This window comes from Mycobacterium sp. E1386 (genome assembly GCF_001672745.1).
Classification (GTDB): Bacteria; Actinomycetota; Actinomycetes; order Mycobacteriales; family Mycobacteriaceae; genus Mycobacterium.
The window spans coordinates 1-23,739 of the sequence record NZ_LZKH01000262.1 but is presented as its reverse complement, the minus strand read 5'-3'; the positions used below and the strand labels follow the sequence as shown (position 1 = coordinate 23,739).

The 23,739-nt window shown below is 67.4% G+C and carries 19 protein-coding genes and 1 pseudogene; 6 read left to right on the top strand and 14 right to left on the bottom strand.

Going from position 1 to position 23,739, the window contains the following annotated elements; genetic code table 11:
* Positions 1–17: 17 nt before the first annotated feature.
* The 5 genes from A5709_RS27005 to A5709_RS26985 all read right to left on the bottom strand — a co-directional run bounded on the left by A5709_RS27005 (position 18) and on the right by A5709_RS26985 (position 6,548).
* Positions 18–1,319, bottom strand: coding sequence for a cytochrome P450 (locus tag A5709_RS27005; protein WP_068123781.1), 1,302 nt, complete (start codon positions 1,317–1,319; stop codon positions 18–20).
* On the bottom strand, positions 1,316–2,059 hold the full coding sequence (locus A5709_RS27000) for an alpha/beta hydrolase fold domain-containing protein (RefSeq protein WP_197520244.1): 744 nt from the start codon (positions 2,057–2,059) through the stop codon (positions 1,316–1,318). The genes A5709_RS27005 and A5709_RS27000 overlap by 4 nt, the downstream gene beginning before the upstream one ends.
* A 172-nt stretch (positions 2,060–2,231) precedes the next feature.
* Positions 2,232–4,061, bottom strand: a complete 1,830-nt coding sequence (locus tag A5709_RS26995; protein ID WP_068123776.1) for an FAD-binding oxidoreductase — start codon at positions 4,059–4,061, stop codon at positions 2,232–2,234.
* A gap of 9 nt (positions 4,062–4,070) precedes the next feature.
* A complete protein-coding gene (mdlC, locus tag A5709_RS26990; RefSeq protein WP_067949607.1) occupies positions 4,071–5,684 on the bottom strand; it encodes a benzoylformate decarboxylase in 1,614 nt (537 codons plus the stop codon).
* Positions 5,685–5,720: 36 nt separating this feature from the next.
* Positions 5,721–6,548, bottom strand: coding sequence for an alpha/beta hydrolase (locus A5709_RS26985; RefSeq protein WP_068123773.1), 828 nt, complete (start codon positions 6,546–6,548; stop codon positions 5,721–5,723).
* On the opposite strand from A5709_RS26985, the gene A5709_RS26980 reads away from it, so the two are divergent.
* Positions 6,547–7,842 carry a CdaR family transcriptional regulator gene (locus A5709_RS26980; RefSeq protein ID WP_082974386.1) on the top strand — a complete coding sequence of 432 codons (1,296 nt, stop codon included), beginning with the start codon at positions 6,547–6,549 and terminating at the stop codon, positions 7,840–7,842. The genes A5709_RS26985 and A5709_RS26980 overlap by 2 nt on opposite strands.
* A 144-nt stretch (positions 7,843–7,986) precedes the next feature.
* Here the strand turns inward: A5709_RS26980 and A5709_RS26975 are convergent, their stop codons facing one another.
* Positions 7,987–8,844 (bottom strand): LLM class flavin-dependent oxidoreductase, encoded by an 858-nt coding sequence (locus A5709_RS26975; RefSeq protein WP_068123768.1) that lies wholly within the window; start codon positions 8,842–8,844, stop codon positions 7,987–7,989.
* 12 nt (positions 8,845–8,856) lie between these two features.
* A complete protein-coding gene (locus A5709_RS26970) occupies positions 8,857–9,612 on the bottom strand; it encodes an SDR family oxidoreductase (protein WP_067949601.1) in 756 nt (251 codons plus the stop codon).
* A gap of 67 nt (positions 9,613–9,679) precedes the next feature.
* On the opposite strand from A5709_RS26970, the gene A5709_RS26965 reads away from it, so the two are divergent.
* The 3 genes from A5709_RS26965 to A5709_RS26955 all read left to right on the top strand — a co-directional run bounded on the left by A5709_RS26965 (position 9,680) and on the right by A5709_RS26955 (position 11,618).
* Entirely contained in the window at positions 9,680–10,720 is a 1,041-nt protein-coding gene (locus tag A5709_RS26965) for an Lrp/AsnC family transcriptional regulator (RefSeq protein ID WP_082974385.1), read from the top strand.
* Positions 10,721–10,817: 97 nt separating this feature from the next.
* Positions 10,818–11,303 carry an SRPBCC family protein gene (locus tag A5709_RS26960; RefSeq protein ID WP_067949596.1) on the top strand — a complete coding sequence of 162 codons (486 nt, stop codon included), beginning with the start codon at positions 10,818–10,820 and terminating at the stop codon, positions 11,301–11,303.
* Between the two features lie 90 nt (positions 11,304–11,393).
* Positions 11,394–11,618 carry a deoxyribodipyrimidine photolyase gene (locus A5709_RS26955; RefSeq protein ID WP_067949594.1) on the top strand — a complete coding sequence of 75 codons (225 nt, stop codon included), beginning with the start codon at positions 11,394–11,396 and terminating at the stop codon, positions 11,616–11,618.
* 25 nt (positions 11,619–11,643) lie between these two features.
* Here A5709_RS26955 and hisS read toward each other — a convergent pair whose 3' ends face one another.
* Together hisS and A5709_RS26945 are read right to left on the bottom strand one after the other, a co-directional pair.
* Complete coding sequence (gene hisS, locus A5709_RS26950; protein WP_068123764.1) at positions 11,644–12,906, bottom strand: histidine--tRNA ligase; 1,263 nt, start codon at positions 12,904–12,906, stop codon at positions 11,644–11,646.
* The gene (locus tag A5709_RS26945; RefSeq protein ID WP_067949589.1) at positions 12,903–13,565 is read right to left on the bottom strand and encodes an MBL fold metallo-hydrolase; all 663 of its coding nucleotides are present in this window, start codon (positions 13,563–13,565) and stop codon (positions 12,903–12,905) included. The genes hisS and A5709_RS26945 overlap by 4 nt, the downstream gene beginning before the upstream one ends.
* Positions 13,566–13,682: 117 nt before the next feature.
* On the opposite strand from A5709_RS26945, the gene A5709_RS26940 reads away from it, so the two are divergent.
* Entirely contained in the window at positions 13,683–14,582 is a 900-nt protein-coding gene (locus A5709_RS26940; RefSeq protein WP_068123761.1) for a peptidylprolyl isomerase, read from the top strand.
* 70 nt (positions 14,583–14,652) lie between these two features.
* The gene (locus tag A5709_RS26935; protein WP_068123758.1) at positions 14,653–16,443 is read left to right on the top strand and encodes a protein kinase; all 1,791 of its coding nucleotides are present in this window, start codon (positions 14,653–14,655) and stop codon (positions 16,441–16,443) included.
* Between the two features lie 3 nt (positions 16,444–16,446).
* Here the strand turns inward: A5709_RS26935 and A5709_RS26930 are convergent, their stop codons facing one another.
* The 5 genes and pseudogenes from A5709_RS26930 to secD all read right to left on the bottom strand — a co-directional run.
* Positions 16,447–18,837, bottom strand: coding sequence for a bifunctional (p)ppGpp synthetase/guanosine-3',5'-bis(diphosphate) 3'-pyrophosphohydrolase (locus tag A5709_RS26930; RefSeq protein WP_068123795.1), 2,391 nt, complete (start codon positions 18,835–18,837; stop codon positions 16,447–16,449).
* Positions 18,838–18,934: 97 nt separating this feature from the next.
* On the bottom strand, positions 18,935–19,492 hold the full coding sequence (locus A5709_RS26925; protein WP_068123754.1) for an adenine phosphoribosyltransferase: 558 nt from the start codon (positions 19,490–19,492) through the stop codon (positions 18,935–18,937).
* Positions 19,474–21,123 (bottom strand): ABC transporter substrate-binding protein, encoded by a 1,650-nt coding sequence (locus A5709_RS26920; RefSeq protein ID WP_067948687.1) that lies wholly within the window; start codon positions 21,121–21,123, stop codon positions 19,474–19,476. The genes A5709_RS26925 and A5709_RS26920 overlap by 19 nt, the downstream gene beginning before the upstream one ends.
* A gap of 5 nt (positions 21,124–21,128) precedes the next feature.
* Positions 21,129–22,409 (bottom strand): protein translocase subunit SecF, encoded by a 1,281-nt coding sequence (secF, locus tag A5709_RS26915; RefSeq protein ID WP_068123792.1) that lies wholly within the window; start codon positions 22,407–22,409, stop codon positions 21,129–21,131.
* Positions 22,410–22,413: 4 nt separating this feature from the next.
* Positions 22,414–23,550: pseudogene (gene secD, locus A5709_RS26910) on the bottom strand (protein translocase subunit SecD); the annotation flags it as partial.
* Between the last annotated feature and the right edge of the window lie 189 nt (positions 23,551–23,739).

Genomic DNA, 23,739 nt, shown 5'->3' with positions numbered 1-23,739 from the left:
TGCGCGGTGCCTGTTTCTCAGGGCCGGCGTCTCAATCGAATGCCAAAACGCGAGTGGTCGAGCATGAGTGGCAGCGGTCGGTGTGGGTGCGGATAGGCACCGGTCGCCGCCGGGCTGCGCTCGCCGAGTACGGCCGTCAATACCGCGACACCGATTCGCAGCGCAAGGTCGGCGCCAGGGCATGCTTGCGGCCCGTGACTGAAGAAGTTGAATGACCACGACGATTGGGCGGCCCCTTGGGTCCACACTATGGGATCGAACTGATCGGCCCCGGGGAAACGGCTGGTGTCGCGATGGTTGAAGGTGTTGACGATCAGGACTTGTGTTCCCGCGGGCACGATCTCGCCGTCCCACTCGGTGGGCCCGGTGAGGGTTCGCGCCAACACGGGGGTGCTGGGCCAGAGGCGCATCGCCTCGGATAGGCAGCCCACGAGGTAGTCGTGGGCACTGTGTTCGTCGATTGCGTTCTGCGCGTTGAGGAGAATCTCGGTGTGTGTGGCCAGCAGCGCTAGACAACGCCAGAGATTGATGGCCAGGGTGTCACCCATCGCGAACATCCAGTGGATGACTTGATGGGTCGGGTACGTGATGTCGGAGGCGGGCGCCGCGGCGAATTGCCCCACCAGGCTGTGTGCGTCCGCGGCTTGAACGTAGCGGCTCAGCGCGGTCAGGAAGGTGTCGAAAAGCTCGGGGTCTCCCCTGCCGGGCGGGTTGGCTTTGGCCATCAGCGTCACGAGTTGTACCGATATTTTTTGGTCGTCAGCTGCGTTGTCGCCGAGAATGATTCGGCGCGCGATTCGCTGTATCACGCTGTGAAACCGCGGCCAGTCAAGGTTGTCGGGCATGGCTCGGGCTTCCTGGTCCGCGACGGTGTCGCAGCGGTGGGCGACCGCGCCGCCACCGGCGGCGTGCGCCAGGACAGCCACGGTGAATCGGCGGCGGTCGGACCAATGGTCGCCTCGTGAGATGGTCAGGGCGTGCGGCTGGAATTTGTTCATTCCGGAGAGTTTGGGCTCGGGGTCGGACGCGAAAGGCTCTGGCGCGTGGGAGAGTACGAAACGGATCTGATCCGGGCCGAAGACGAGCAGCGTGGGCTTGCTTCCCACCTTCACCCAGATCGGTCCGTCACCGTAGCGCCGGTGCAGCGCGGTGAGCAGCCGGTGTGCGCCGCGGGCGACACCGGCTCGGTTGAGCGCAGCGGTTACCGCGGGTCGGCGGCTGAAGAGGCCCTCGGCCACATTGGGCAGCGCCACCAGGGCGGTGAAGCGCAGGTCCTCCAGTGTGGTGGTGCGCGGGAGGGCGAGCGTGCGACTCGTCAAAATTGCTCACTTTTGACGAGGGCGGCCTCGATGTGGCTGAGCAGTGCACGGCATGCGGGCTTGGCTTCCGGAACGGGCAGCAGCGGGTAGACGTGAATCGCCCCGGGCTGCTCGTGGTAGGCAATGCGGCCGGTGCCGATGCTGTCCCGCAGCCGGCGGCAGTCGGCGACGAAGATGTCGCGGTCGCCGACGTAGAGGTCGATGGGTGGAAGATTGTGCAGCCCACCGAAGATGGGACTGACCCGGTAGTCGTCCGCCGGCAGGTGTCCGGCCCATACGCGGCCGCACTCGCGCAGGCCGGGAACCGCGAGCCAGGGGTCGCGCTTGGCGAGGGTCGGGATGACGGGATTGGTCAGTGCGATGTCGAGCCACGGACTGATCAGGGTGAGCCCGAGCGGCTGGGTGGCTCCGGCGCTGATGGTGGCCTGGGTAGCGGCGAGCGCCAGGCCCGCGCCGGAGGAGTCACCGGCAACATAGGTGGGCCCGTCATGCGCGGCTCGGCCGATCACCTGCCCGACAAAGTCGATCGCTTCGTCCGCATGGTGTTGCGGCGCAAGTCCGTAGAGGGGGACGTGCACAGGGCGCCGGGTCGCGTCGGCGATCGCGCAGACGAGTTTCCAGTGTGCGGGCGCGATCTGGTTGACGTAGGCGCCCCCGTGGACGTAGACCACCGACGGACCGCGGGTAGGAATCGGCGTACCGCTCGCCGATTGCACTGTGTAGCAATCGAACCCGCCCACGGTGGCACTGGTCAGATGGTAACGAGCTGACGTCGCTATCCGAGAGGGTGGTCCGCCGCTTTTCTTGGGCCGATTGAGATAGGCGCGCGCGCTCCGCGCGCTGGCATAGGTGCGAGGTCGCCGGACGAGTCGCCCGTAGGTAGCGATGGCATGCATCTGCCAGGACATCGGCCTACCGTTCGACTGCGATCTTGAAGACAGCGCTGGTGATCGTCCCGAATGCGTTTCCGCCGCCGATGAACAGCCGTTTGGTGTCGTAGCCCGCGACGTCTTTCATGTTCTGGCCGCCGAAGCGGGCCGCGGCGGCACCGTCGGGCAGGACAACCTCGACACCGAGCAGTCCGTGGCGCACCTCTAGACGTTCATCGCCGGTAGCGTTGGCGATCAGTTCGCCGACGGTGCGGTCGAGGCCCTCCGTTGGGATGGCCGGGCAGGTCACACCTTGCTCGTGGAGTTTGCGCGACAGGTCGCCGAGGGTGACCGCGGCGCCGACCACCAGGTTCAAGTTGCCGGTGTTGACCTCTACCGTGGTGTCGTCGCCGTCGGCGTGGGGTGTGGAGTTCGGACGACCTTCGAGCGCCGCGCGCACGGCGGCCTCGAACGCAGGCAGCGGGGGTTCTTCCGGTGACGGTTCGGGCAGCATGATGCCGGGGTTGAACGTGTGCGCGGGATCGAAGACCCGCTTGAGGATGCGTTGAGCGGCGATCTCGACCGGGGTGAAGCGTTTGGTCATGAATTGGATTTTCTCGGTACCGACCCCGTGCTCGCCGGTGATCGTTCCATCCAGCTTCAACGCCGCTTCGATGATCTCGTTGTTGGCGGCCTCCAAAGCCGCGGGCGCGTCGGGGTTCTCCTTGTCGTAGAAGGTGGTCGGGTGGAGGTCCCCGTCTCCGGCATGTCCGGTCACGGCGATGAACAGCAGGGCGTCCGAGTGTCGTTTGGCGGCGTCCTGGATTGCCTGCTGCATCTCCGGAATGTGTTGGCGTGGGACGGTGACGTCGCCGATGAAGAAGCCTTTGCCGCTGTGCACGACCGCGTCCGGGGCGTGGAGGCGCCCGTACCAGAGCTTGGCGCGGGCCTCGTCGTCGTCGGCGCGGCGCACCTCGGTGGCGTGTTGTCGCAGGACCTTTTCTACGATCGCGCCGTCGCGGTCGACCTCGGCGGCGGTCCCGTCGACGTCGATGAGCACGATCGCGTCGGCGTCGGCGGGATAGCCGGTGTCGGTGAACTGCTGCAGGCCGTTGATGCCGGCTCGATCGAGCCACTCGACCGCCGCGGGCACGGTCCCGGTCCGGATGATCGCAGAGATGGTTTCGGCTGCCTCCCGGGCGGTGTTGAAGCTGCCCATCAGGCTGCGAGTGACCGGCGCGATGGGGCGCAACGCGACGGTCGCCTCCGTGAGGATCGCCAGGGTACCTTCCGACCCGATCAGCACACCGAGCAGATCCGGGCCGTCGTCGGCCGCGCTGAGGTTGATCACGGTGCCATCAGCCAGAACCGCTTCGACGCTGAGGACGTGGTTGTAGGTAACGCCGTACTTGAGAGCGTGTGGCCCACCGGCGTTTTCGATGATGTTGCCGCCGACGCTCGCCAGATGTGCCGATACCGGGTCGGGTGAGAACACCAGCTTGTGCGGGGCTAACTGCTGCTGCAGATCGAAGTTGATGACACCGGGCTGGACTCGAGCCGTGCGAGCTGCCGGGTTGATGTCGAGGATCTGGTTCATCTGTGTCAGATCGATCACCACGCGGTCCGCGCCGGCCATGACTCCGGCACTGCAGTTCGATGCGCCGGCCCGGGTAACCAACGAAACGTGATGTTCAGCAGCAACTTTGACTGCGGCGACGACGTCGTCGCGACTGCGCGGGCGCAACACCAGACCAGGTTGCTGGCCGAAACCCCAGTAGTCTTCGGTGTGTTCAACCAGGGTAGCCTCGTCGGCGGCCACCGCGTCGCGGCCCTGAAGCGCCGCGGCGAACGCCGAAATGACCGTGTCATCCACTAATGTCTCCTAGCTGCCGAATCCCGCGGGCACGGGCGTCGTGCGGGCGTTGATCAGGGTGGGACGGTCGCGGTCGGCGATGCCGGCTTTGACCAGTTCGTACACTTCGTCGGAGCTGTGTGCTTCGTGGGCGTCGACGCCGTAACTGGCCGCGGTTCCCACGATGTCGAGTCCGGGAATGTCGAGCCCCGGGACATTCGGGGTCTTCTCCCAGACGCCGAATTCTTTGACCACGCCGTACTCGGCATTGGAGGCCACGACGATAGTGAGCGGGATGTTGTAGCGTGCCGCGCTCCACAGCGCGGTGATCGCGTAGTGGATGGAGCCGTCGCCCATCAACGACACGACCGGGCGGTCAGGAGCCGCGACTTGAGCGCCGACCGACGCCGGCAGCCCCCAGCCGAGCCCGCCACCGGCGGCCGACAGATGTGATCGCGGATTGCCCGGGCGGATGCTTTCGGTCATAACGATCTCGTTGCTGCCCGCTTCGCTGACCCACAGGGTGTCCGCGGGTGCGGCGTGCCCGACGGCGGTCCACAGGTCCGCCGGCTTGAGCGGCACCTGCTCCGACACCCGTTCGGGGACCGCGGCGCGCGGCGCGGGCGCGGCGCGCTGCGTGGGCTTGACCGCCGCCGCCAAGGCCCGGGCCGCGGTGCGAATGTCGGCGACGATCGCGTCACCAACGGGGGCGCGGGCGGCCTCGTCGGGATCGTTGGTGATCTGGATCAAGCGAGCTCCCTCAGGCAGGTACGGCCCGGGCACCAACGGGTAATAGCGGAACACCGGCGTCCCGATCGTGAGGATCAGGTCGTGGCCGGCGAGAAGCCCGGAGATCCAGCCCGCACCCGGAGGCAGCGCGCCGTGATAGAGCCGGTGATTTTCCGGGAACCCGCTCCAACCGGTCAAAGGTGCGGTGAATACCGGTGATTCGGTGCGCTCGGCCAGCTCGATCACCGCGTCGTAGGCGTCGTAGCGGTCGATGTCACCGCCGACAACGATCGCTGGCGACGAGGCGGCGTCGAGTTGTGCACCGACCTGTTCGGCCAGCTCGGTCGGGAAACCCGCCGCGTGGGTCACGGTGCGATCGCGGACCAGTGCGATATCGGCGAGCTGGCCGTCGGTCAGTTCGATCGGCATGTCGTCCATCGGCAGCGAGACGAACACCGGGCCCATCGGCGGGGTGGTGGCCAGGTGGATGGCCCGGGCCAGCACGGCGGGGGACTCGCTGGCGGTCGCCGGCTCGGCGGCCCATTTCACGAATGGCTTTGGTGTTGTGGTGGGTTCGTGATTGGTCAGCAGGCAGTACTGGTTTTGCATGTTCCGGCGCTGGTTGCCCGCGGTGATGATCAGCGGCGTCTTGTTGACGTAGGCGTTGTAGATCTGGCCTTGCGCGTTACCCATTCCAGGGGCGGTGTGCAGGTTGACCACGGCCGGACGGCGGGTGACTTGCGCGTAGGCGTCGGCCATCCCGACCGGGATCATCTCCTGCAGGCCCAGGAAGTAGCGGAAGTCGTCGGGAAAGTCTTGCAGCAGCGCCAATTCCGACGAGCCGGGATTGCCGAACCAGGTGGTCAGGTTGTGCGAGCGGAACAAGTCAAGGATGGCGTCGCGCACTGTGGTCATAAGTGATGGTCGCTTTCATGCGAGTGAGAAGGAGAGTTAGTCGAGTTCCCCGGGCACGGGGTTCAGCGCCCAGCTCAAGGCGAAGTCGGCGACTTCTTCCCATCCCGGTGCGCCGCAGGTGAAGTGGTCTCGCTCGGGGAAGAGTTTGTAGGCGGTGATCGCGGCCGAGTGTTTGGCGTTTTTCGTGTAGTTCTCGTGCTGCACCGCGGGCGGCAGGATGTGGTCGTGGCCGCCGGCGATGAACAGCAGCGGCGCGCGGTCGTCGTTGGCGAAGTTGTAGGTGGTGGCCGCGTGGGGCGTGACGTTGGCCAGGCCGCCCTGGAACAGGATGCGCGCCGGCACCGGAACCGCGTACCGCTCATAGGCGCTCGCAGAGTCGGCTTCGGTGAGCGTGTTGGCGAAGGCGTAATGGAATTGCTTCGCTGTGATGGGCACCGCGCGGTGCACGTTGGCGGGATTTTTCAATACAGGGAATGTAGCCCGAACCTCCGAGAACGGCAGCGCGTTGATGCCCTTGACGGCGGCGCCGTCGATGGACACCCCGGCCCGCCCGTAGCCGGCGTCGAGCAGCAGCTGCACGAAGGTGCCGCCGAACGAGTGGCCCATCAGTATCGGCGGTTGGCTCAGTTCGCCGATGATCTCGGCGAGATGGTCGAAGACTTCCCGCACCCCAAGGTCGGCCAGCGGAGAGGGGTTCTCGCGCAGCGCGGCGACCCCCGTCGGGCCGGGCGCCACACCCGGATAGCCCGGCGTCAAAACCGTGAATCCCCTGGCGCGGTAACGGGCAACCCAGTCCTCCCACGCAAACGGCGTCATCCACAGGCCGTGCACCAAAACGACGGTCTGATCATGGGCGGCGTTCATGACAAGAAGCGTGATCGTTGCGGGAGGACTTCACAATGAACGGCAGCCCAAAGTCGCGATCGTGCGCCTTGTGCCCAGGCACAATAGCGAGCGGCGCTTTACGATTCGCTACATGTTGCAGCAACGACCGCTGACCGTGCTCACCAATCGCGTGCGACAACAGTCGGGCGCAATCGTGACCAAGGTCCTCGCCCGGCTGCGCGCTGAAGTACCCGACTATTTGCCCATCGACGACGACAACGGCGAGACCGTTAGGGGCAACATCGCCGAGTACCTCGACGAAATGCTCGAATGGATCGACCGAGGCACTGACCCCGGCCACCACAGCTTCGATTCCGCAATTCATCACCGCGCCAGCCAAGGTCTGACGCAGTCAAGTCTGTTGCACGCCTACCGCCTCGGCGCAGCGACCATCTGGGACGAGCTCGCACGCCTGGCGGACATCGGCGAAATCGAGAAGGAAGCCCTCATCGCGGCGACACCGTCCATCTTCGCCTGGATGAACACCAATTCGCTTCGCGCACAGGCGGTTTTCCGCGAAGTCGACATCCGCAACGCCCGACGCAACGAACAAGTTCGCGCCGCCCTGCTCGATACGGTGCTGTTCAACGAATCCAGCGTCGGGGCAGCGTTCTGGGACGCGGTCGCCGCCCTCGGTCTCCCGCGGACGGGGCAGCTCACGATCATCTCGGCAACCAGCGCTGAGCCTTCGGTGGCGCATTCGCCTCCCGACATCGAGACGCTGATCTCGGCGAACCCCGCTGTTCAGGACTCGTGGTTTCGTCTCACGTCTCATTCGCAATTGGGGGTCGTGTCGCTTCGACGGAATCGCGCGGACGCGCTGGACACCATCGCCGCCACCATCTGCACCGACATCCCCATCATGATTGGCCTCAGCAGCCCCTTCACCGAGGTCGCCGACTGCTCAAAAGCCCGCGCTCAGGCGCAAGTCGCTATGTCAGCCTCGTCGAACAGTCGCCCGAGTACTCGCTACAACCGCGACGTCATCGCGGTCTTGCTCGCCAGCTCACCAGACGCCGCCGCATCCGTAGTGACAACCACATTGGGACCGGTACTCGAGTTGCCAGCCGAACGGCGCGAACCACTCCTCACGACCGTCGACACCTGGCTACAGCGCGGCCAGTCCGTCTCGGCCACCGCCGACGAACTGCACTGTCACCGCAACACCATCAACTACCGATTGCGCCGATTCGCCGAACTCACCGGACGACCGCTGGCCGACAATATCTGGCTGGCTCAAGTCGCAGTGGCGCTGCAAGCCGCACGCAGCTAGTAGATAAACCGCGGTCGATCTGCGCGCCGAAAACTCTTCGGGCAGCTCGCGACTGCCTCCTCCGCGGTCCGGGTTCACGAGCTATTCGAACAACGCTCATGAGCTCGCCGAGCCCCGCGCAAACTCCTCTCGTGCAGCGGCCGCTCAGAGGACGGCGTCGGCAAGGCGATCCACCTGATCGACCCCTGCGACGCAGGGATGGAACACCAGCCCATTGAAACCGAGGTCGCGGTAGGCGCGCACGGTGGTCGCCGCGTCCTGCGGGGTGGTCAGCAGGTCGGCGACGTTGAGCGCTGCGTAGTCCGGCTTGAATCCGTAGTAGCGCTGTAGATGCTCCCGGCCGAGCCGGACAGTGTCCTCATCGCCGAACGCGAAGTTCACGCTGGCGTGCAGCCGCGGCTGCCCCGACCGGCCCGCCTCCCGCCACGCCGCGCGTGCCCGATCGGCGAATGACGCCTGATTGTCGTAGTCGCGCAGGGCGCCGGCCGACCAGCCGTCACCCATCGTCGCGACCCGGCGCATGGTGGCCTCCGACCGTCCCCCGAACAGGATGGGGATGCGCACCGGCCGCGGGCACAACCCCTTGTCGCCGGTGACCGGCGCGGCGCGCCACGCCTCGCGCAACAATCCGACCGTCTCGTCCAGAACCCGTCCCCGCCGGCCGAAGTCGGCGCCAACCGCCGCGTAGTCGTCTGTCCGGTTGCCCACACCCAAACCCAGGCTCAGCCGGTTGCCGGTGCCGTCCGCGATGGTGGCGAGCTGCTTGGCAAGCAGCGCGGCCGGGTAGAGGGGTGCCAGCAAAACGTTTGTGATCAAACCGATTTCACTGGTCGCGCCTGCGGCGAGGGACAATGCGACGATCGAATCGAGGCTTTCGTAGACCAGCCGGTCGATGGTGGCCAGGCTGGCGAACCCTCGTTGTTCCGCCCGGCGGGCCCAACGCACGGTGAGCGGACCCCGCACGTGGGCGATGTGGCTCGGCAGGCCAATTCCGATCTGCATGGGAATCCTCCGCTATTTCTGCATGGTTGTCTGATTGACGGCGGTGAAGATCTCGTCGTACGAGTCTTCGCGCGCGGCGAATCGCACGCGCCGAGCGGCATCGACCACGATCTCGGTGGCGCCCGGGTTGGATCGCAGCAACGAAATGGCCTCGGCGACAAAGGCATCCAACGCGACGATATGAGATGCATTGCCGAGACCGCGCTGAATGTCAGTCTCTACCCGTGGCGGGATGACCTCGACTACCTCAATCGCCGTGTCGCGCAGCTGGTGGCGTAGCGACTCGGTGTAGGAGTGCAGTGCCGCCTTGGTCGCGCAATACGTCGGCGTGACCGCCTTAGGTACGAAGGCCAGGGCGGAGGTGACGTTGACGATTGCGGCATCTCGCTGCGCGAGCAGAGTGGGTAGCAGTGCGGCGGTGAGCCGGATGGGCCCGAGCAGGTTGACCGCCACGGTTTCCTCCGCCGCGGCGGCGTCACCGGCCAGCAGGTCCTCGGTATGCATGATCCCCGCGTTGTTGATTACGACGTTCAGCCCGGGGTGGCGACCCGTCACTTCGGCAACCAGCCCAGCGATGCTGACCGGGTCGCTCTGATCCAGATGCACGCAGTCCATGCCGGGGTTGGCGGCCGCGGCGGCTTGCAGGACCTCGCGGCGCCGCCCGGCGATGATCACCCGGTTGCCCAGGCGGTACAGGGATTCGGCCAACGCTCGGCCGATTCCACTGCCTCCGCCGGTAACCAGGACGATGTTGCGTGTCAGCTTCATGGTGCGAGGCTCGCAGCGTCGGTGACGAAACAACCAGCGTACGGCTCAAAGTGTTGATAAATCCCCACTGGATGCCGAGATCCGCCTATCATTGCTCATGATCGACGCGCTGGACGGACAGATCCTGCATGCCCTACAGATATCGCCCAGGGTCTCGTTCCGCCACATGGCCGAGGTCCTCGGAACGACCGAACAGACGGTTGCCCGCCGCTACCACAGGCTGCGCCGGAACGGAGTCGTCCGGGTCGTGGGTCTGGAGAACCCGTGGGGTGACGGTGACGCCGATTGGGCGCACTGGGTCTGCCGGATACACGCCAAGCCCGACCGCATACCGCAGCTGGCCGACGCGCTGGTTCGAAACCCGGATGTCTCCCACGCCAACGTCCTTTCGGGTTGGACCGACCTGGTGTGCACCATCCGGGCACCGCTCGGCGACAGCCGCGACGACGTGTTGTTGAAGCGGCTTCCGCGAGCGGGTTCGGTCATCGACATCGGCATCGACGCGGTGCTGCACACGTTCGGGCGAGCCCCGAGCGCGCCGTGGACGGGCTACGGCCACAAGCTCACTGGCGAACAGGCCGAGCAAATCCTCGCTGTCGTCGACCGCCCGACAACCGGGCAGACGTGCCGGCCGACCCTCGAAGACCGTCCCATGCTCGATGCGCTGGCCGATGACGGCCGCGCCCCCCAGGTACGGCTGGCCGAGCGCACGGGCTGGTCGGTGGCGCGAGTGCGCAGGCGCTTGGCGGCGCTCGAAGCGGCCGGGGCGTTGCTTTACGACGTCGACGTGCTTCCCGAGCGCCTCGGTTACCACCTCAGCGCCATGCTCTGGCTGACGGTCGCGCCCCGGCACACACACCGTGTCGGGGAACAGATTGCAGCGCACGACCAAGTCGCGTTCGCCGCCGCCGTCAGCGGTAGGAAGAATTTGATGGCGGTGGTCATCTGCCGTGACGTCAGTGATCTGTACGAGTACCTTTCCAACCGCCTCGGGGCAATCGAAGAGGTCCTCACCTACGAGGTCAGCATCCGCACCCAGCGGCTCAAGCAACACGGATCGGTGATCGCGCACGGGCGGCTGATGAACCCGACCCCGCCCGCGCGCTGAGCGCGGTGCCGCGGCGGCCTAGAGGGCACCGAAAATGTCACAACGGTCGTAGAGTGAGCGACGACCCCGTCGTACCTACTCCGGCCGCGAGGCACCCATGACCGAACGCATCGAGGTTCAGCGCACCATCGCGGCGTCGGCGCCGGAAATCTTCGCGGTGCTCTGTGACCCGCAGGGCCACGTCGCGATCGACTCGTCCGGAATGCTGCAAAGCGCCGAAGGCGATCCGGTGCGCGGCGTCGGTGACCGCTTCGTCGTGCACATGGATCGCGAGTCATTGAACGACTTTCCGCAATTCGGCAAGTACGACGTCACCGTCGACATCACGGAATTCGAACAGGACCGCCTGATCGCGTGGACCGTTCTGGGCAAAATTCAGCCTCCGATCGGCCATGTCTACGGCTATCGACTCCAGCCCAGCGAAAACGGTGCGGCGACCGTGGTCACCTCGTTCTACGACTGGTCAAACATCGACCCCAAGTGGCGCGAAGCCGGTATTTTCCCGATCCTGTCCGAGGGTGCGCTGCGGGCGACACTGGGAATTCTGGATCGTACGGTCCGGCGCGGTTATCCGCGCGGATAACGCGTTTTCGGTGAGCGCCTAGACCCGACTGCGGTTTTATCGCGCATTCGGGTGGGTATGACGTTTGGGCCCCTCACGAAAGGACCCGACATGTTGCACTCGATGATTCTGGCGAGTTCGGACCCCGTCGCGGCCGGCTTCATCCTCCGCGGCATCAAGGGAATCTTTGTCGCCATCGGCAGCGTTATCGCCGCATTTATCTGCGCAATCATCGCAATGACGAAGGGCCGCAATCCGCTGGGGTGGGGAATTCTCGGCCTATTCTTCTCGATCCTCACGTTGATCGTCGTCATCATCATTCCGAGCAAGAAATAACACCACGACGATGCCCGTGGCCGGGTTATCGATCGAGTTTTGAAAGAACCTCGGCGACAACAGAATCCGCCGCAACGGGCACCTGATCCCCCGTCGAGAGGTCCTTCACCCCGACCGTCCCCGACTCGATGTCACGGTCGCCGACGACCAGCGCGATGCGCGCCCCGGAACGGTCGGCCGCGCGCATCGCCCCTTTGAGGCCACGGTCGCCGTAGGCCAGGTCGACGCGCACGCCGGCGGCGCGCAGCCGCGCGGCCAGCACCGCCAGCTGGAGCTTGGCCCGCTCGCTCAGCGGCACGCCGAACACGTCGCAGCGGGTCGTCTCCCCCACGGTCTTGCCCTCCGCGCGCAGCGCCAGCAGGGTGCGGTCGACGCCCAGCCCGAAGCCGATGCCGGACAGGTCTTGCCCGCCGAGCTCGTGCATCAGGCCGTCGTAACGGCCGCCGCCGCCGATGCCGGATTGCGCGCCCAGACCGTCGTGCACGAACTCGAAGGTGGTCTTGGTGTAGTAGTCCAGTCCGCGCACCATGCGCGGGTTGATGACGTAGGGCACGCCGAGCGCGTCCAGGTGCGCCAGCACGGTGTCGAAGTGCTGCTTGGCGACGTCGGACAGGTGGTCGATCAACACCGGCGCGTCGGCCGTCATGGCCCGCACGGCCGGTCGCTTGTCGTCGAGCACCCGCAGCGGGTTGATCTCGGCGCGCCTGCGCGTCTCGTCGTCGAGGTCGAGCCCAAAGAGGAAGTCCTGCAACAGTTCCCGATACTGCGGGCGGCAAGTCTCGTCGCCCAGCGAGGTGATCTCCAGGCGGAACCCGTCCAGTCCCAGCGAACGGAAGCCGGCGTCGGCGATGGCGATCACCTCGGCGTCCAGCGCCGGATCGTCGACGCCGATCGCCTCCACACCCACCTGCTGCAGCTGCCTATAGCGGCCGGCCTGCGGCCGCTCGTAGCGGAAAAACGGCCCCGCATAACACAGTTTGACCGGCAACGCCCCGCGGTCCAGGCCGTGCTCGATCACCGCGCGCACCACCCCGGCGGTGCCCTCGGGCCGCAGGGTGACCGAGCGGTCGCCGCGGTCTGCGAACGTGTACATCTCCTTGGACACCACATCGGTGGATTCGCCGACGCCCCGGGCGAACAGGGCGGTGTCTTCGAAGATGGGCAGCTCGATGTGGCCGTAGCCGGCCCGGCGGGCGGCGGCCAACAAGCCGTCACGGACGGCCACGAACTGCGCGGAGTCCGGCGGGACGTAGTCCGGCACCCCCTTGGGCGCGTGAAACTCCGTCACGGGCTGAGGCCTTCGATGAACGGATTGAATCGCCGCTCCGCGCCGATGGTGGTGGCGTTGCCGTGACCCGGCAGCACCACGGTCTCGTCGTCGAGCACCAGGAGTTTTTCCACGATCGAGGTCAGCAGGTCGCGGCCGCTGCCGCCGTGCAGGTCCGTGCGGCCGACCGAGCGTTCGAACAGGGTGTCGCCGGTGAACACCACATCGTTGTCTCCCGCTACCCGGAAGACCACCGACCCACGCGTGTGCCCGGGCGTGTGGTCGACGTTCACGGTCACGCTGCCCAGGTCGAGCTTGTCGCCGTCGCGGTCCAGCTCGACGACCTGCTTGGGCTCGCGGAAAAAGGCACCCGCCATCAGCTGCGCCACCCGCGGACCCAGGCCGTAGATCGGGTCTTTGAGCATGAACCGGTCCTCGGGGTGGATGTAGGTCGGGCAGCCGAAGGTGTCGGACACCTTCTGCGCCGACCACATGTGGTCGATGTGTCCGTGGGTGAGCAACACCGCCGCCGGGGTCAGCCGGTTCTCGTCGAGGATGCGCCGCAGCGGGCCCATCGCCCGCTGGCCCGGATCCACGATGACGGCGTCCGTCCCCGGCCGCTCAGCCAGCACATAGCAGTTGCACTGCAACATGCCTGCGGGAAATCCGGTGATCAACACGGTTCCCAGTTTCCCACGGGCCCCACTTGACACCGGTCGCGGCGCCCACATTAGCCTGAGCTGGCCACTGACGCCTTTCGCGGGCACCCGACTTACCGACCATGGAGGCAGACGGCCGTGCCGACCAATGAACAGCGACGTGCCAACGCCAAGCGCAAGCTCGAACGGCAGCTGGAGCGCCGCGCGAAGCAAGCCAAGATGCGCCGGATCGTGTTGATCGCCGCCGGCTCGGCCGTGGCCGTGGCGGTGGTCGTCGCGGTGGTGCTCACGGTCATCAACACCAAACACGAGCACAAGAGCAACACCGCGACGAGCACGACATCCGCCGCCCCCAGCAGCTCGCCGGAGTCCACGACGCCCCCCGGGCCGACGCCGCCCGCGCCGCCGCTGCCGGCGTTCAAGCCGTCGGCCGACCTGGGTGCCAACTGCCAGTACCCGGCGTCACCGCAACCGGCCGCCAAAGAGGTCAAGCCGCCGCGCACCGGCAAGGTGCCGACCGACCCCGCCCAGGTGAGCGCCAGCATGGTGACCAACCAGGGTCGCATCGGATTGATGCTCGCCAACAACGAATCACCTTGCACGGTAAACAGTTTCGCGAGCCTGATCGGCCAGAAATATTTCGACAACACCAAGTGCCACCGGCTGACCACGTCGGCTGACCTGGGCGTGCTGCAATGCGGCGACCCCAAGGGCGACGGCACGGGCGGCCCGGGCTACCAGTTCGCCAACGAGTACCCGACGGACCAATACCCGCCGAACGACCCGAAGGCGCAACAGCCGGTCCTCTACCCGCGGGGCACCCTGGCGATGGCCAACGCCGGTCCCGGGACCAATGGCAGCCAGTTCTTCATGGTGTACAAGGACTCCCAGCTGCCGCCGCAATACACCGTCTTCGGCACCATTCAGCCGGACGGGCTGGCCACGCTGGACAAGATCGCCAAAGCCGGCGTCGCCGGCGGCGGTGAGGACGGCGCACCGGCCTCCGACGTCACCATCACCTCGCTGTTGCTCGACTAAAGCCAAGCAGCGCAACGCCGCTGATTCGAATCGGGCGACCAACGGGTGGTCCACCGCTTAAGGTCGTTGCGTGGGGACAGAGTCTTTCGGGCAATACCAACTGCTGGACGTTTTGGGGCGCGGCGGCATGGGCCAGGTCTACCGTGCCTACGACTCCGCCACCGATCGGGTCGTCGCGTTGAAGGTGCTGCCCCCGAACTTGGCCGAGGATCAGGAGTTTCAACAGCGATTCCGCCGGGAGGCACGCATCGCGGCGAGTCTCAACGACCCGCACGTGGTGCCCATCCACGGTTACGGCGAGATCGACGGTCGGCTCTATGTCGACATGCGCCTGATCGAAGGCCGCGACTTGGTGCAGTACATCGAAGAGAACGGGGGGCGCCTGTCCCCCGAGCGCGCGGTGGCGGTGATCGAACAGGTTGCCGCCGCGCTGGATAGCGCCCACCAGGTGGGGCTGATCCATCGCGACATCAAGCCGAAGAACATTCTTCTCACCCAGGCGCGCGACTTCGTCTACCTGATCGATTTCGGCATCGCGCGCACCCTGGCCGACACGTCGCTCACGCAGACCGGGCACACGATGGGCACCGTCGCCTACATGGCGCCCGAACGGTTCAGGGGCACAACGGATCACCGCGCCGACGTGTATTCGTTGGCCTGCGTGCTGCACGAGTGCCTGACCGGCAGGCGGCCTTATGCCGGCGAGAGCCTCGAGGAACAGCTCAACGCGCATTTGAACACGCCGCCGCCGCGGCCGTCGATGACCGCCGCCGGTGTGCCCCAGGCCCTCGATGCAGTGGTCGCCCGCGGGATGGCCAAAGACGCCGAATACCGCTACCAGTCGGCGATGGAACTCGCCGAAGCCGCCCGGGCGGCGCTGGCCGCCCCGGCCGGGACGGCGGCGTGGAGCCCCCCGCCGGCGCCACCGGCATCGCCACCGGGGCCACCGGCCCCGCAGGAACCGACGCAGGACTTCCCCCCGACGGGCGCCAACCTCGGCGCCGGCCCGCCGTATCGCCCGCCGACGCATTCCCGGCGGCTGCTGCTGGGCATCGTCGGCGCGTCGGCCCTGGCGCTGGCCGCGGTGGTGGCGTTGGTCATCGCGTTGGTGAGCCAGAACGACGACTCGGCCGGCAGCGCGGCATCGAGCACCCCGACCCGCGCCCGCGTTCCCAACCGGCCGGGATCGAGTTCCGGACCGACCGCGCAGGCAACGGGGACCGTGCCGCCGCTGCCGGCGTTCGCCCCGCCGGCCGATCTGGGCGCCAACTGCCAATACCCGAGCGCGCCGGACGCCGTCGTCAAGCCCGTCAGCCCGCCCCCGACCGGAAGGGTCTCCACCGAACCCGCGCAGATCCCGGCCACCGTCTCGACCAACCTGGGCGACATCGGCATCGAGCTCGCCAACAACGAATCCCCGTGCACGGTCAACAGCTTCGTCAGCCTCGCCAAGCAGCAATTCTTCGACAACACCCAGTGCGCCCGGCTGATCAACTCGACGGACGGAGGGTCGCTGCTGTGCGGCGGCCCCGACGCGGACGGCGCCGGTGGCCCCGGCTATCAATTCGCCGACGAATACCCCACCAACCAATACCCGGCCGGTGACCCCGCGCTGCGGGCGACGGTGGTGTACCCGCGCGGCACCGTGATCATGGCGACCGAGGGGCCCAACACCAACGGCAGCCAATTCGTACTGGTGTTCCGGGATTCGGAATTGGAGCCGCAGAGCACGGTGTTCGGCACCATCAGCCAGGCGGGCCTGGCGGTCCTCGACAAGATCGCCCAGGCGGGTATCGCAGGCAACCGGCAGAGCGGGGCTCCGACCAACCCGGTCACGATCAACTCGGTGCGCGTCGGCTGAGCCTCAAGCGGCGGACGTCACGCGGTAGACGTCGAAAACGCCTTCGACGTTGCGCACCACGTTGAGCAGATGCCCGAGATGCTTCGGGTCACCCATCTCGAAGGTGAACCGGCTGACCGCCACCCGGTCGTTGGAGGTGGTGACCGAAGCCGACAGGATGTTGACCTTCTCGTCGGCCAGCACCCGCGTGACGTCGGAGAGCAGCCGGTGCCGGTCGAGCGCCTCGACCTGGATGGCCACCAGGAACACCGACGACGGCGACGGCGCCCAGTGCACCTCGATGATGCGCTCGGCCTGCTGCTGCAGCGACGCGGCGTTGGTGCAGTCGGTGCGGTGCACGCTCACTCCCCCGCCGCGGGTGACGAAGCCCATGATCTGGTCGCCGGGCACCGGCGTGCAGCACTTGGCCAGCTTGGACAGCACGCCTGGGGCGCCGGGAACCGAGACGCCGACGTCGTCGCTGCTGCGCGGGCGGCGCAGCATGGTCGTCGGCGTGGACCGTTCGGCGAGATCCTCCTCGGCCTGGTCGATCCCGCCCAGCTCGGCCAGCAGCCGCTGCACGACATGGCGCGCCGACACGTGGCCCTCGCCGATCGCGGTGTAGAGCGCGGACACGTCCGCGTAGTGCAGCTCGCGGGCCACCGCGGCCATGGATTCGGCGTTGACCAAGCGCTGCAACGGAAGTCCGCCGCGGCGCACCTCGCGGGCCATGGCCTCCTTGCCGGCCTCCAGCGCCTCCTCACGCCGCTCCTTGGCGAACCACTGCCGGATCTTCGCCTTGGCGCGCGGCGACACCACGAACTGCTGCCAGTCCCGCGACGGCCCGGCGTTGGGCGCTTTCGAGGTGAAAACCTCGACGACTTCGCCGTTTTCCAGCTTTCGTTCCAGCGCCACCAGCCGCCCGTTGACCCTGGCGCCGATGCAGCGGTGGCCGACCTCGGTGTGCACGGCGTAGGCGAAATCGATCGGCGTCGACCCGTTCGGCAGGGTGATCACATCGCCCTTGGGGGTGAACACGAAGATCTCTTGCACCGCAAGGTCGTAGCGCAACGACTCCAGGAACTCGCCCGGGTCGGCGGCCTCCCGCTGCCAGTCGAGCAGTTGGCGCATCCAGGCCATGTCGTCGATCTCGGCGGCGGCGTGCGGATGCGGAACCCCGTTGCGGCCCTTGGCTTCCTTGTAGCGCCAGTGCGCGGCGATGCCGTACTCGGCGGTGCGGTGCATGTCCCGGGTGCGGATCTGCACCTCCAGCGGCTTACCCTCCGGCCCGACGACGGTGGTGTGCAACGACTGGTAGACGCCGTATCTGGGCTGGGCGATGTAGTCCTTGAACCGCCCCGCCATCGGCTGCCACAACGAATGCACCACGCCGACAGCGGCATAGCAGTCCCGGATCTCGTCGCAGAGGATCCGGATGCCGACCAGGTCGTGGATGTCGTCGAAGTCGCGTCCCTTGACGATCATCTTCTGATAGATCGACCAGTAGTGCTTGGGCCGACCCTCCACCGTCGCCTTGATCTTCGACGCGCCCAGGGTATTGGTGATCTCGGCGCGGACCTTGGCCAGATAGGTGTCCCGGGACGGCGCGCGGCCGGCGACCAGGCGGACGATCTCGTCGTACTTCTTCGGATGCAGGATCGCAAAGGACAGGTCTTCGAGTTCCCACTTGACGCTGGCCATACCAAGCCGATGAGCAAGGGGCGCAATGACTTCCAGCGTCTCGCGGGCCTTGCGCGCCTGCTTCTCCGGCGGCAGGAAGCGCATGGTGCGCATGTTGTGCAGCCGGTCGGCGACCTTGATCACCAGCACCCGGGGGTCGCGGGCCATCGCGGTGATCATCTTGCGGATGGTCTCGCCCTCGGCGGCGGTGCCCAGCACCACCCGATCCAGCTTGGTCACGCCGTCGACGAGGTGGCCCACCTCCTCGCCGAACTCCTCGCTCAAAGCCTCCAGCGTGTAGCCGGTGTCCTCGATGGTGTCGTGCAGCAGCGCGGCCACCAAAGTGGTGGTGTCCATGCCCAATTCGGCGAGGATGTTGGCGACGGCCAGCGGGTGGGTGATGTACGGATCACCGGAATGGCGAAACTGCGTGGCGTGCCGCTGGTCGGCGACCTCGAAGGCGCGCTGCAGCAACGACAGGTTGGCCTTCGGATAGATCTCGCGGTGCACCGCCACGAGCGGTTCGAGCACCGGGTTGAGCGTGGTGCGCTGGGCGGTCATCCGCCGGGCCAGCCGGGCTCGCACCCGGCGCGACGCGCTGCTGGGGGTTTTCAGCGTCTCGGTCGGCGGATCCGGCGGCTCGGCCTGCGCCGTTACCGGCTCCCCGACCAGCAGCGCGTCGCCGACGTCAGTGGGCGCGTCAAGCGCCTGCGCCGCGCTCTTTTCGTCCGCCACGTTGGTCACCTCCGACTTCGAGGATATCGCGCGGTGCGCCCAGGCTCGGTTTGATCGCCCGCCTCCTCACGCCGCATAGCGGCGCATCGTCGCCGGGCTAAAGCCGACTCAGGCTGTGCAGCGGCAACCCCGCGACCGCCTGACGACCGCCCAGCGCGGTCAGTTCGACGATCACCGCCGCCGCCACGACGGTGGCCCCGGTGCGTTTCAGCAACCGGGCCGCCGCGGCGAGGCTGCCCCCGGTGGCCAGCACGTCGTCGATGATCACGACGTGGCGGCCGCGCAGGTCGATGCCGTCCGCGGGTATCTCGAGCGTCGCGCTGCCGTACTCCAGGTCGTAATGTTCGGCGTACACCGGCGGCGGCAGCTTGCCGCCCTTGCGGATGGCCAGCACGCCCGTGCGCAGGCGGTCGGCGACGGCCGCCGCGGCCAGGAACCCACGGGCGTCGATCCCGGCCACCAGGTCGGCGCCCGACGCGATCTCGGCCAGCGCGTCGGTGATCGCCGCCAACCCGGCCGGATCGGCGAACAGCGGGGTGAGGTCACGGAATTGCACCCCCGGCTTGGGAAAGTCGGACACCTCGCGCAGCAGCGAGGTGATGACGTTGGCCACCGAGGCGTTCCCGCCGACACTGGTCACTGGACCAGCGCCCATCGGTCCATGTTCCAGCCCGCGCCCCAGCGAGTCGGGTTCTTGCTCACCGCATACATCTTCTTCGACATCAGCAGCGTCCGTTGCTGCCGGTAGAGGGGCAAAGTGGGCATGTCGCCCCACAGTACCGGCGCCGCCTCCCCCAGCAGCCGCACGCGCTCGGCGGGGTCGGAAGACACCGCCAGCGCCCCGATCGCGCTGTCGATCTGCGGATTCGAGTAGCCCGACAGGTTGTTGCCGTTGCCGCTGTGCAGGTCGTAGGCGTCCATCGCCGACGACCCGGTGGACCCGCTGCCGGCGGCGCCGCCGGTGCTGGCCAGCAGGGCATCGATCTTCCCGTCCTTGAGCGCTTGCGGCCCCGAGGTGTCCAGGGCGACGTTGGCGACCGTGATGCCGGCCGCGGCACAGGATTTGCCGATCACCCCGACGTTGACCGCCAGGCGCGCGTTGGGCCCCTGATAGCCGATCCGCACCGTCATCGGGGCACCCCCGAGCGCGTCGCGGGCGGCCGCGGGGTCCGCCTTGCCGAACTGGCCGGCCTCGGCGGCACCGTCGGCGGCGGTGACCGGGTCGTCGGCGGCCGGGTTGAGCCGCGAGTTGGCGATCGGCACCCCGGCATCGCGCGCGAGCGTGTCGCGCGGTGTGCACAGGGCGAGCGCGCGGCGGGCCTTGGGCTGCGACAGGGGGCCCTGCGGCGCGAAGATCAGCTGCTCGATGCCGTCCGACGGCGCATCGGCGCGGTCGTAGTTGTCCGGGGTCGTCAACGTGCCCGAAGAACCCGCCGCCACGTCGACCACGTCCACGCTGCGGTTGTTGACCCGGTCCTGGATGTCGGGCCCCTGGGGCCAGACGGTGATCCGCTTGGTGAGCGCCTTGGGACCCCACCACCGGTCGTTGGCGACGAGCACCACCGCGCCGCCGTCCAGGATGCGCTCGATCTTGTACGGGCCGGACGACGGGAAGTGCTTGAGGTCGAGGCCGGGCTTGAGGTCCCACATCGTGTTCCACAGCCTGGCGATCTGCTGCACGAGTTGGGCGTTGTTGCTCAGCAGGGCCGCGGTCACGTCTACGTGCAGCTCGTCGGCGATGACGTGCGACGGCATCATCGACGTGGCGGTGAACAGCTGGTTGTAGTCGACGATGCCGCGGTCCGGGATGAACGACACCCGGGCCTTCTTCTGCCCGGGCAGGCACTCGACGTTGGCGATGTCGAGGTAACCGGCCTGGGAGGCGGCGTTGAACTCGGGATACCGGCCGGACTGGGCCGCCCAGGCCAGCACCAGGTCGTCGCAGGTCACCGGCTTACCGTCGGAATAGACGGCGTTGTCGGCGATCTGGTAGTCCAACACCAGCGGCGAACCGCCCACCACCGACACCGTGCCGAAGTCACGGTCGGCGACGGTCTGCCCGTCGGGGCCGTGGTAGCTGAAGCCGGCCAGCGTGCGCGCGAACGCCTGCGCCCCGGCCGACGCGGCGCCGACGACGGTGTTGGTGTTGTAGGTGACCAGCGGGCCGTCGACCACGTAGTCGATCTGGGAGGCGGCGCTGCCGGAGCACGCCGCCAGCGTGAACGCCGCCACGAGCAGTGCGGCCAGACCGATAGCGCCCCCGGTGAGGCGATACCTGGCGGCCACGGCGACTACCGCCGGCCGGCGTTTCGCTTGCCGCTCGGACGCCGGGTCCCCGTGGGTCGCACCGGGCGCGCACCCGGCGCCGGCTTGCTCGGTGCGGGCTTGTCAGCCGAGGCGGCTTCGGTGGCCTCCGGCGACGCCGACTCGTCCGCGGTGGACTTCGCCTCCTCGGGCTCGGTGCCCGCCTTGCGACGCCGCGTGACGCGACGGGTGTGCGTGCGCACCAGTTCGGTGCGCTCGCGCAACGTGACCAGCAGCGGCGTCGCGAAGAAGATCGACGAGTAGGTGCCGACCAGGATGCCGACCAGCTGCACCAGCGCCAGGTCCTTCAGCGTTCCGACGCCCAGCAGCCACACCGCCACCACCATCAGCGCCAGGACCGGCAACACCCCGATGAGGCTGGTGTTGATGGAGCGCATGAACGTCTGGTTGATCGCGAGGTTGGCCTGTTCGGCGAAGGTGCGCCGGGTGGTGTGCTGGAACCCGTGGGTGTTCTCCTCGACCTTGTCGAACACGATGACGGTGTCGTAGAGGGAGAAGCCGAGAATCGTCAGCAGACCGATGACGGTGGCCGGGGTGACCTCGAAACCGACCAGCGAGTACACCCCCGCCGTGACCGTCAGGTCGAAGACCATGGTCGTCAGCGCGGAGATGGCCATGTACCGCTCGTATCGCACCGTGATGTACAGGCTCACCAGCGCCAGGAACACCACGAGCGCGATCAGTGCCTTATTGGTGATCTGATCGCCCCAGGTCTCCGATACCGCCGCGTCGCTGATGGCCTGCTTACTCGGCTTGCCGTCGGCGCCCTTGGGCTGGAAGGCGTCGAACAGGGCGTTGCGCAGCGCGGATGTCTGGGCGTTGGACAGCGTTTCGGAGCGGATCTGCACGGTGGCCGAACCGCCGTTGCCGACGACCACCACCGACTCCGGGTCGCGGCCGATGGCCTTGCGGAAGACGTCGGACACCTGCGACGTCTGCACCTGGCCCGACGCGCCCGCGGCGGGCATCGACACCGTCGTGCCGCCGTTGAAGTCGATCCCGAAGGTGAAGCCCCGCAGCAGGATGCTCAGTACGGCGACGCCGACGATCGCGCCACTGATGCCGAACCACAACCGGCGACGCCCGATGACCTCGAAGGCGCCGGTGCCGGTGTAGAGGCGGGACAGGAAGCCGTGGCGCGGCAGCGCGGTACCGCCGTCGGAGGTTGCCTCCACCGAGCCTTCGCCGGCTTCGGTGATCTCGGTCGCTTCGGCCGCGTCTGTCTGGGTCTTGCCTTTGGAGGCCATCACGCTATCCCCGTCCCGTCTTGACGTTCGACGAAGCCCGGCGCTCGCGGGCGACCTGCTGTATCGCGCCCAGGCCGTTGTATGCGGGTTTCGCCAGCGTCGGCGACTTGGACGCCAGGTAGACCAGCGGCCAGGTCACCAGGAACACCACCACGACGTCGAGGATCGTGGTGAGACCCAGCGTGAAGGCGAAGCCCCGCACCTGGCCGATCGCCAGGGCGTAGAGCACCGCGGCGGCCAGGAAGGTGACGGCGTTGCCCGACACGATCGTCTTGCGGGCCCGCACCCAGCCACGGGGCACCGCCGACCGGAACGATCGGCCCTCGCGGATCTCGTCCTTGATGCGTTCGAAGAACACCACGAACGAGTCCGCGGTGGTACCGATACCGATGATCAGACCCGCGATCCCGGCCAGGTCCAGGGTGTAGTTGATCTGCCGGCCCAGGATCACCAGGATCGCGAAAATCATTGCGCCGGAAGCGATCAGCGAGAGCGCCGTAAGCAGGCCCAGCACCCGGTAATACAACAACGAGTACAGCAACACCAGCACCAAGCCGATCGCACCCGCGATCAGCCCCGCTCGCAGCGAGGTCAATCCCAGTGTCGCCGATACGGTTTGAGCCTCCGAAGCCTCGAAGGACAGCGGCAGCGAACCGTATTTCAGGACGTTCGCCAGCTGCTTGGCGGTGGCGGCGGTGAACGGCGGGTCGCCGCCGGTGATCTGGGTCCGGCCGCCCGGGATGGCTTCCTGAATCATCGGGGCGCTGACCACCTGGGAGTCCAGCGTGAACGCCGTCTGGGTGCCGATGTGGGCGGCGGTGAAGTCCGCCCAGGTGTTGGCCGCCGCCGGCTTGAATTGCACGTCCACGACGTAACCGATGCCGCGCTGGTTCATGCCGGAGGTGGCGTCCTGGATCTGGTCGCCGCTGATGATCGACGGCGCCAGCAGGTAGGCCACCTTGTGGTCGGTCGAGCACGTCACCAGCGGCAGGTTCGGGTCGTCGTTGCCGGCCAGGATGTCCTCTTTGTCGCAACGGGTGGCCTGGAACTGCAGCGCGAGGAACTGAACGCCCTGACGGGTGCTCTGGCGCCACTTCTTCTCATCGGCGATCCGGTCGGCGAGCTCCTTGCGCGGGTCAACGGGCTTGGCGTGTCCGGTTCCGAAGTGGTGGTCGACGGCGACAACCTGGTCATCACCGTTCCCGGCAACGACGGCAACGAGGCGCGCAACCTGGGCCAGACCGCCCGCCTCTATATCCGTCCGGTGCTGAACTCGATGCCGGCCCAGGCGCCCCAGCCCACGCCCGCCTCGAAGGCGCCGACCCCGGGC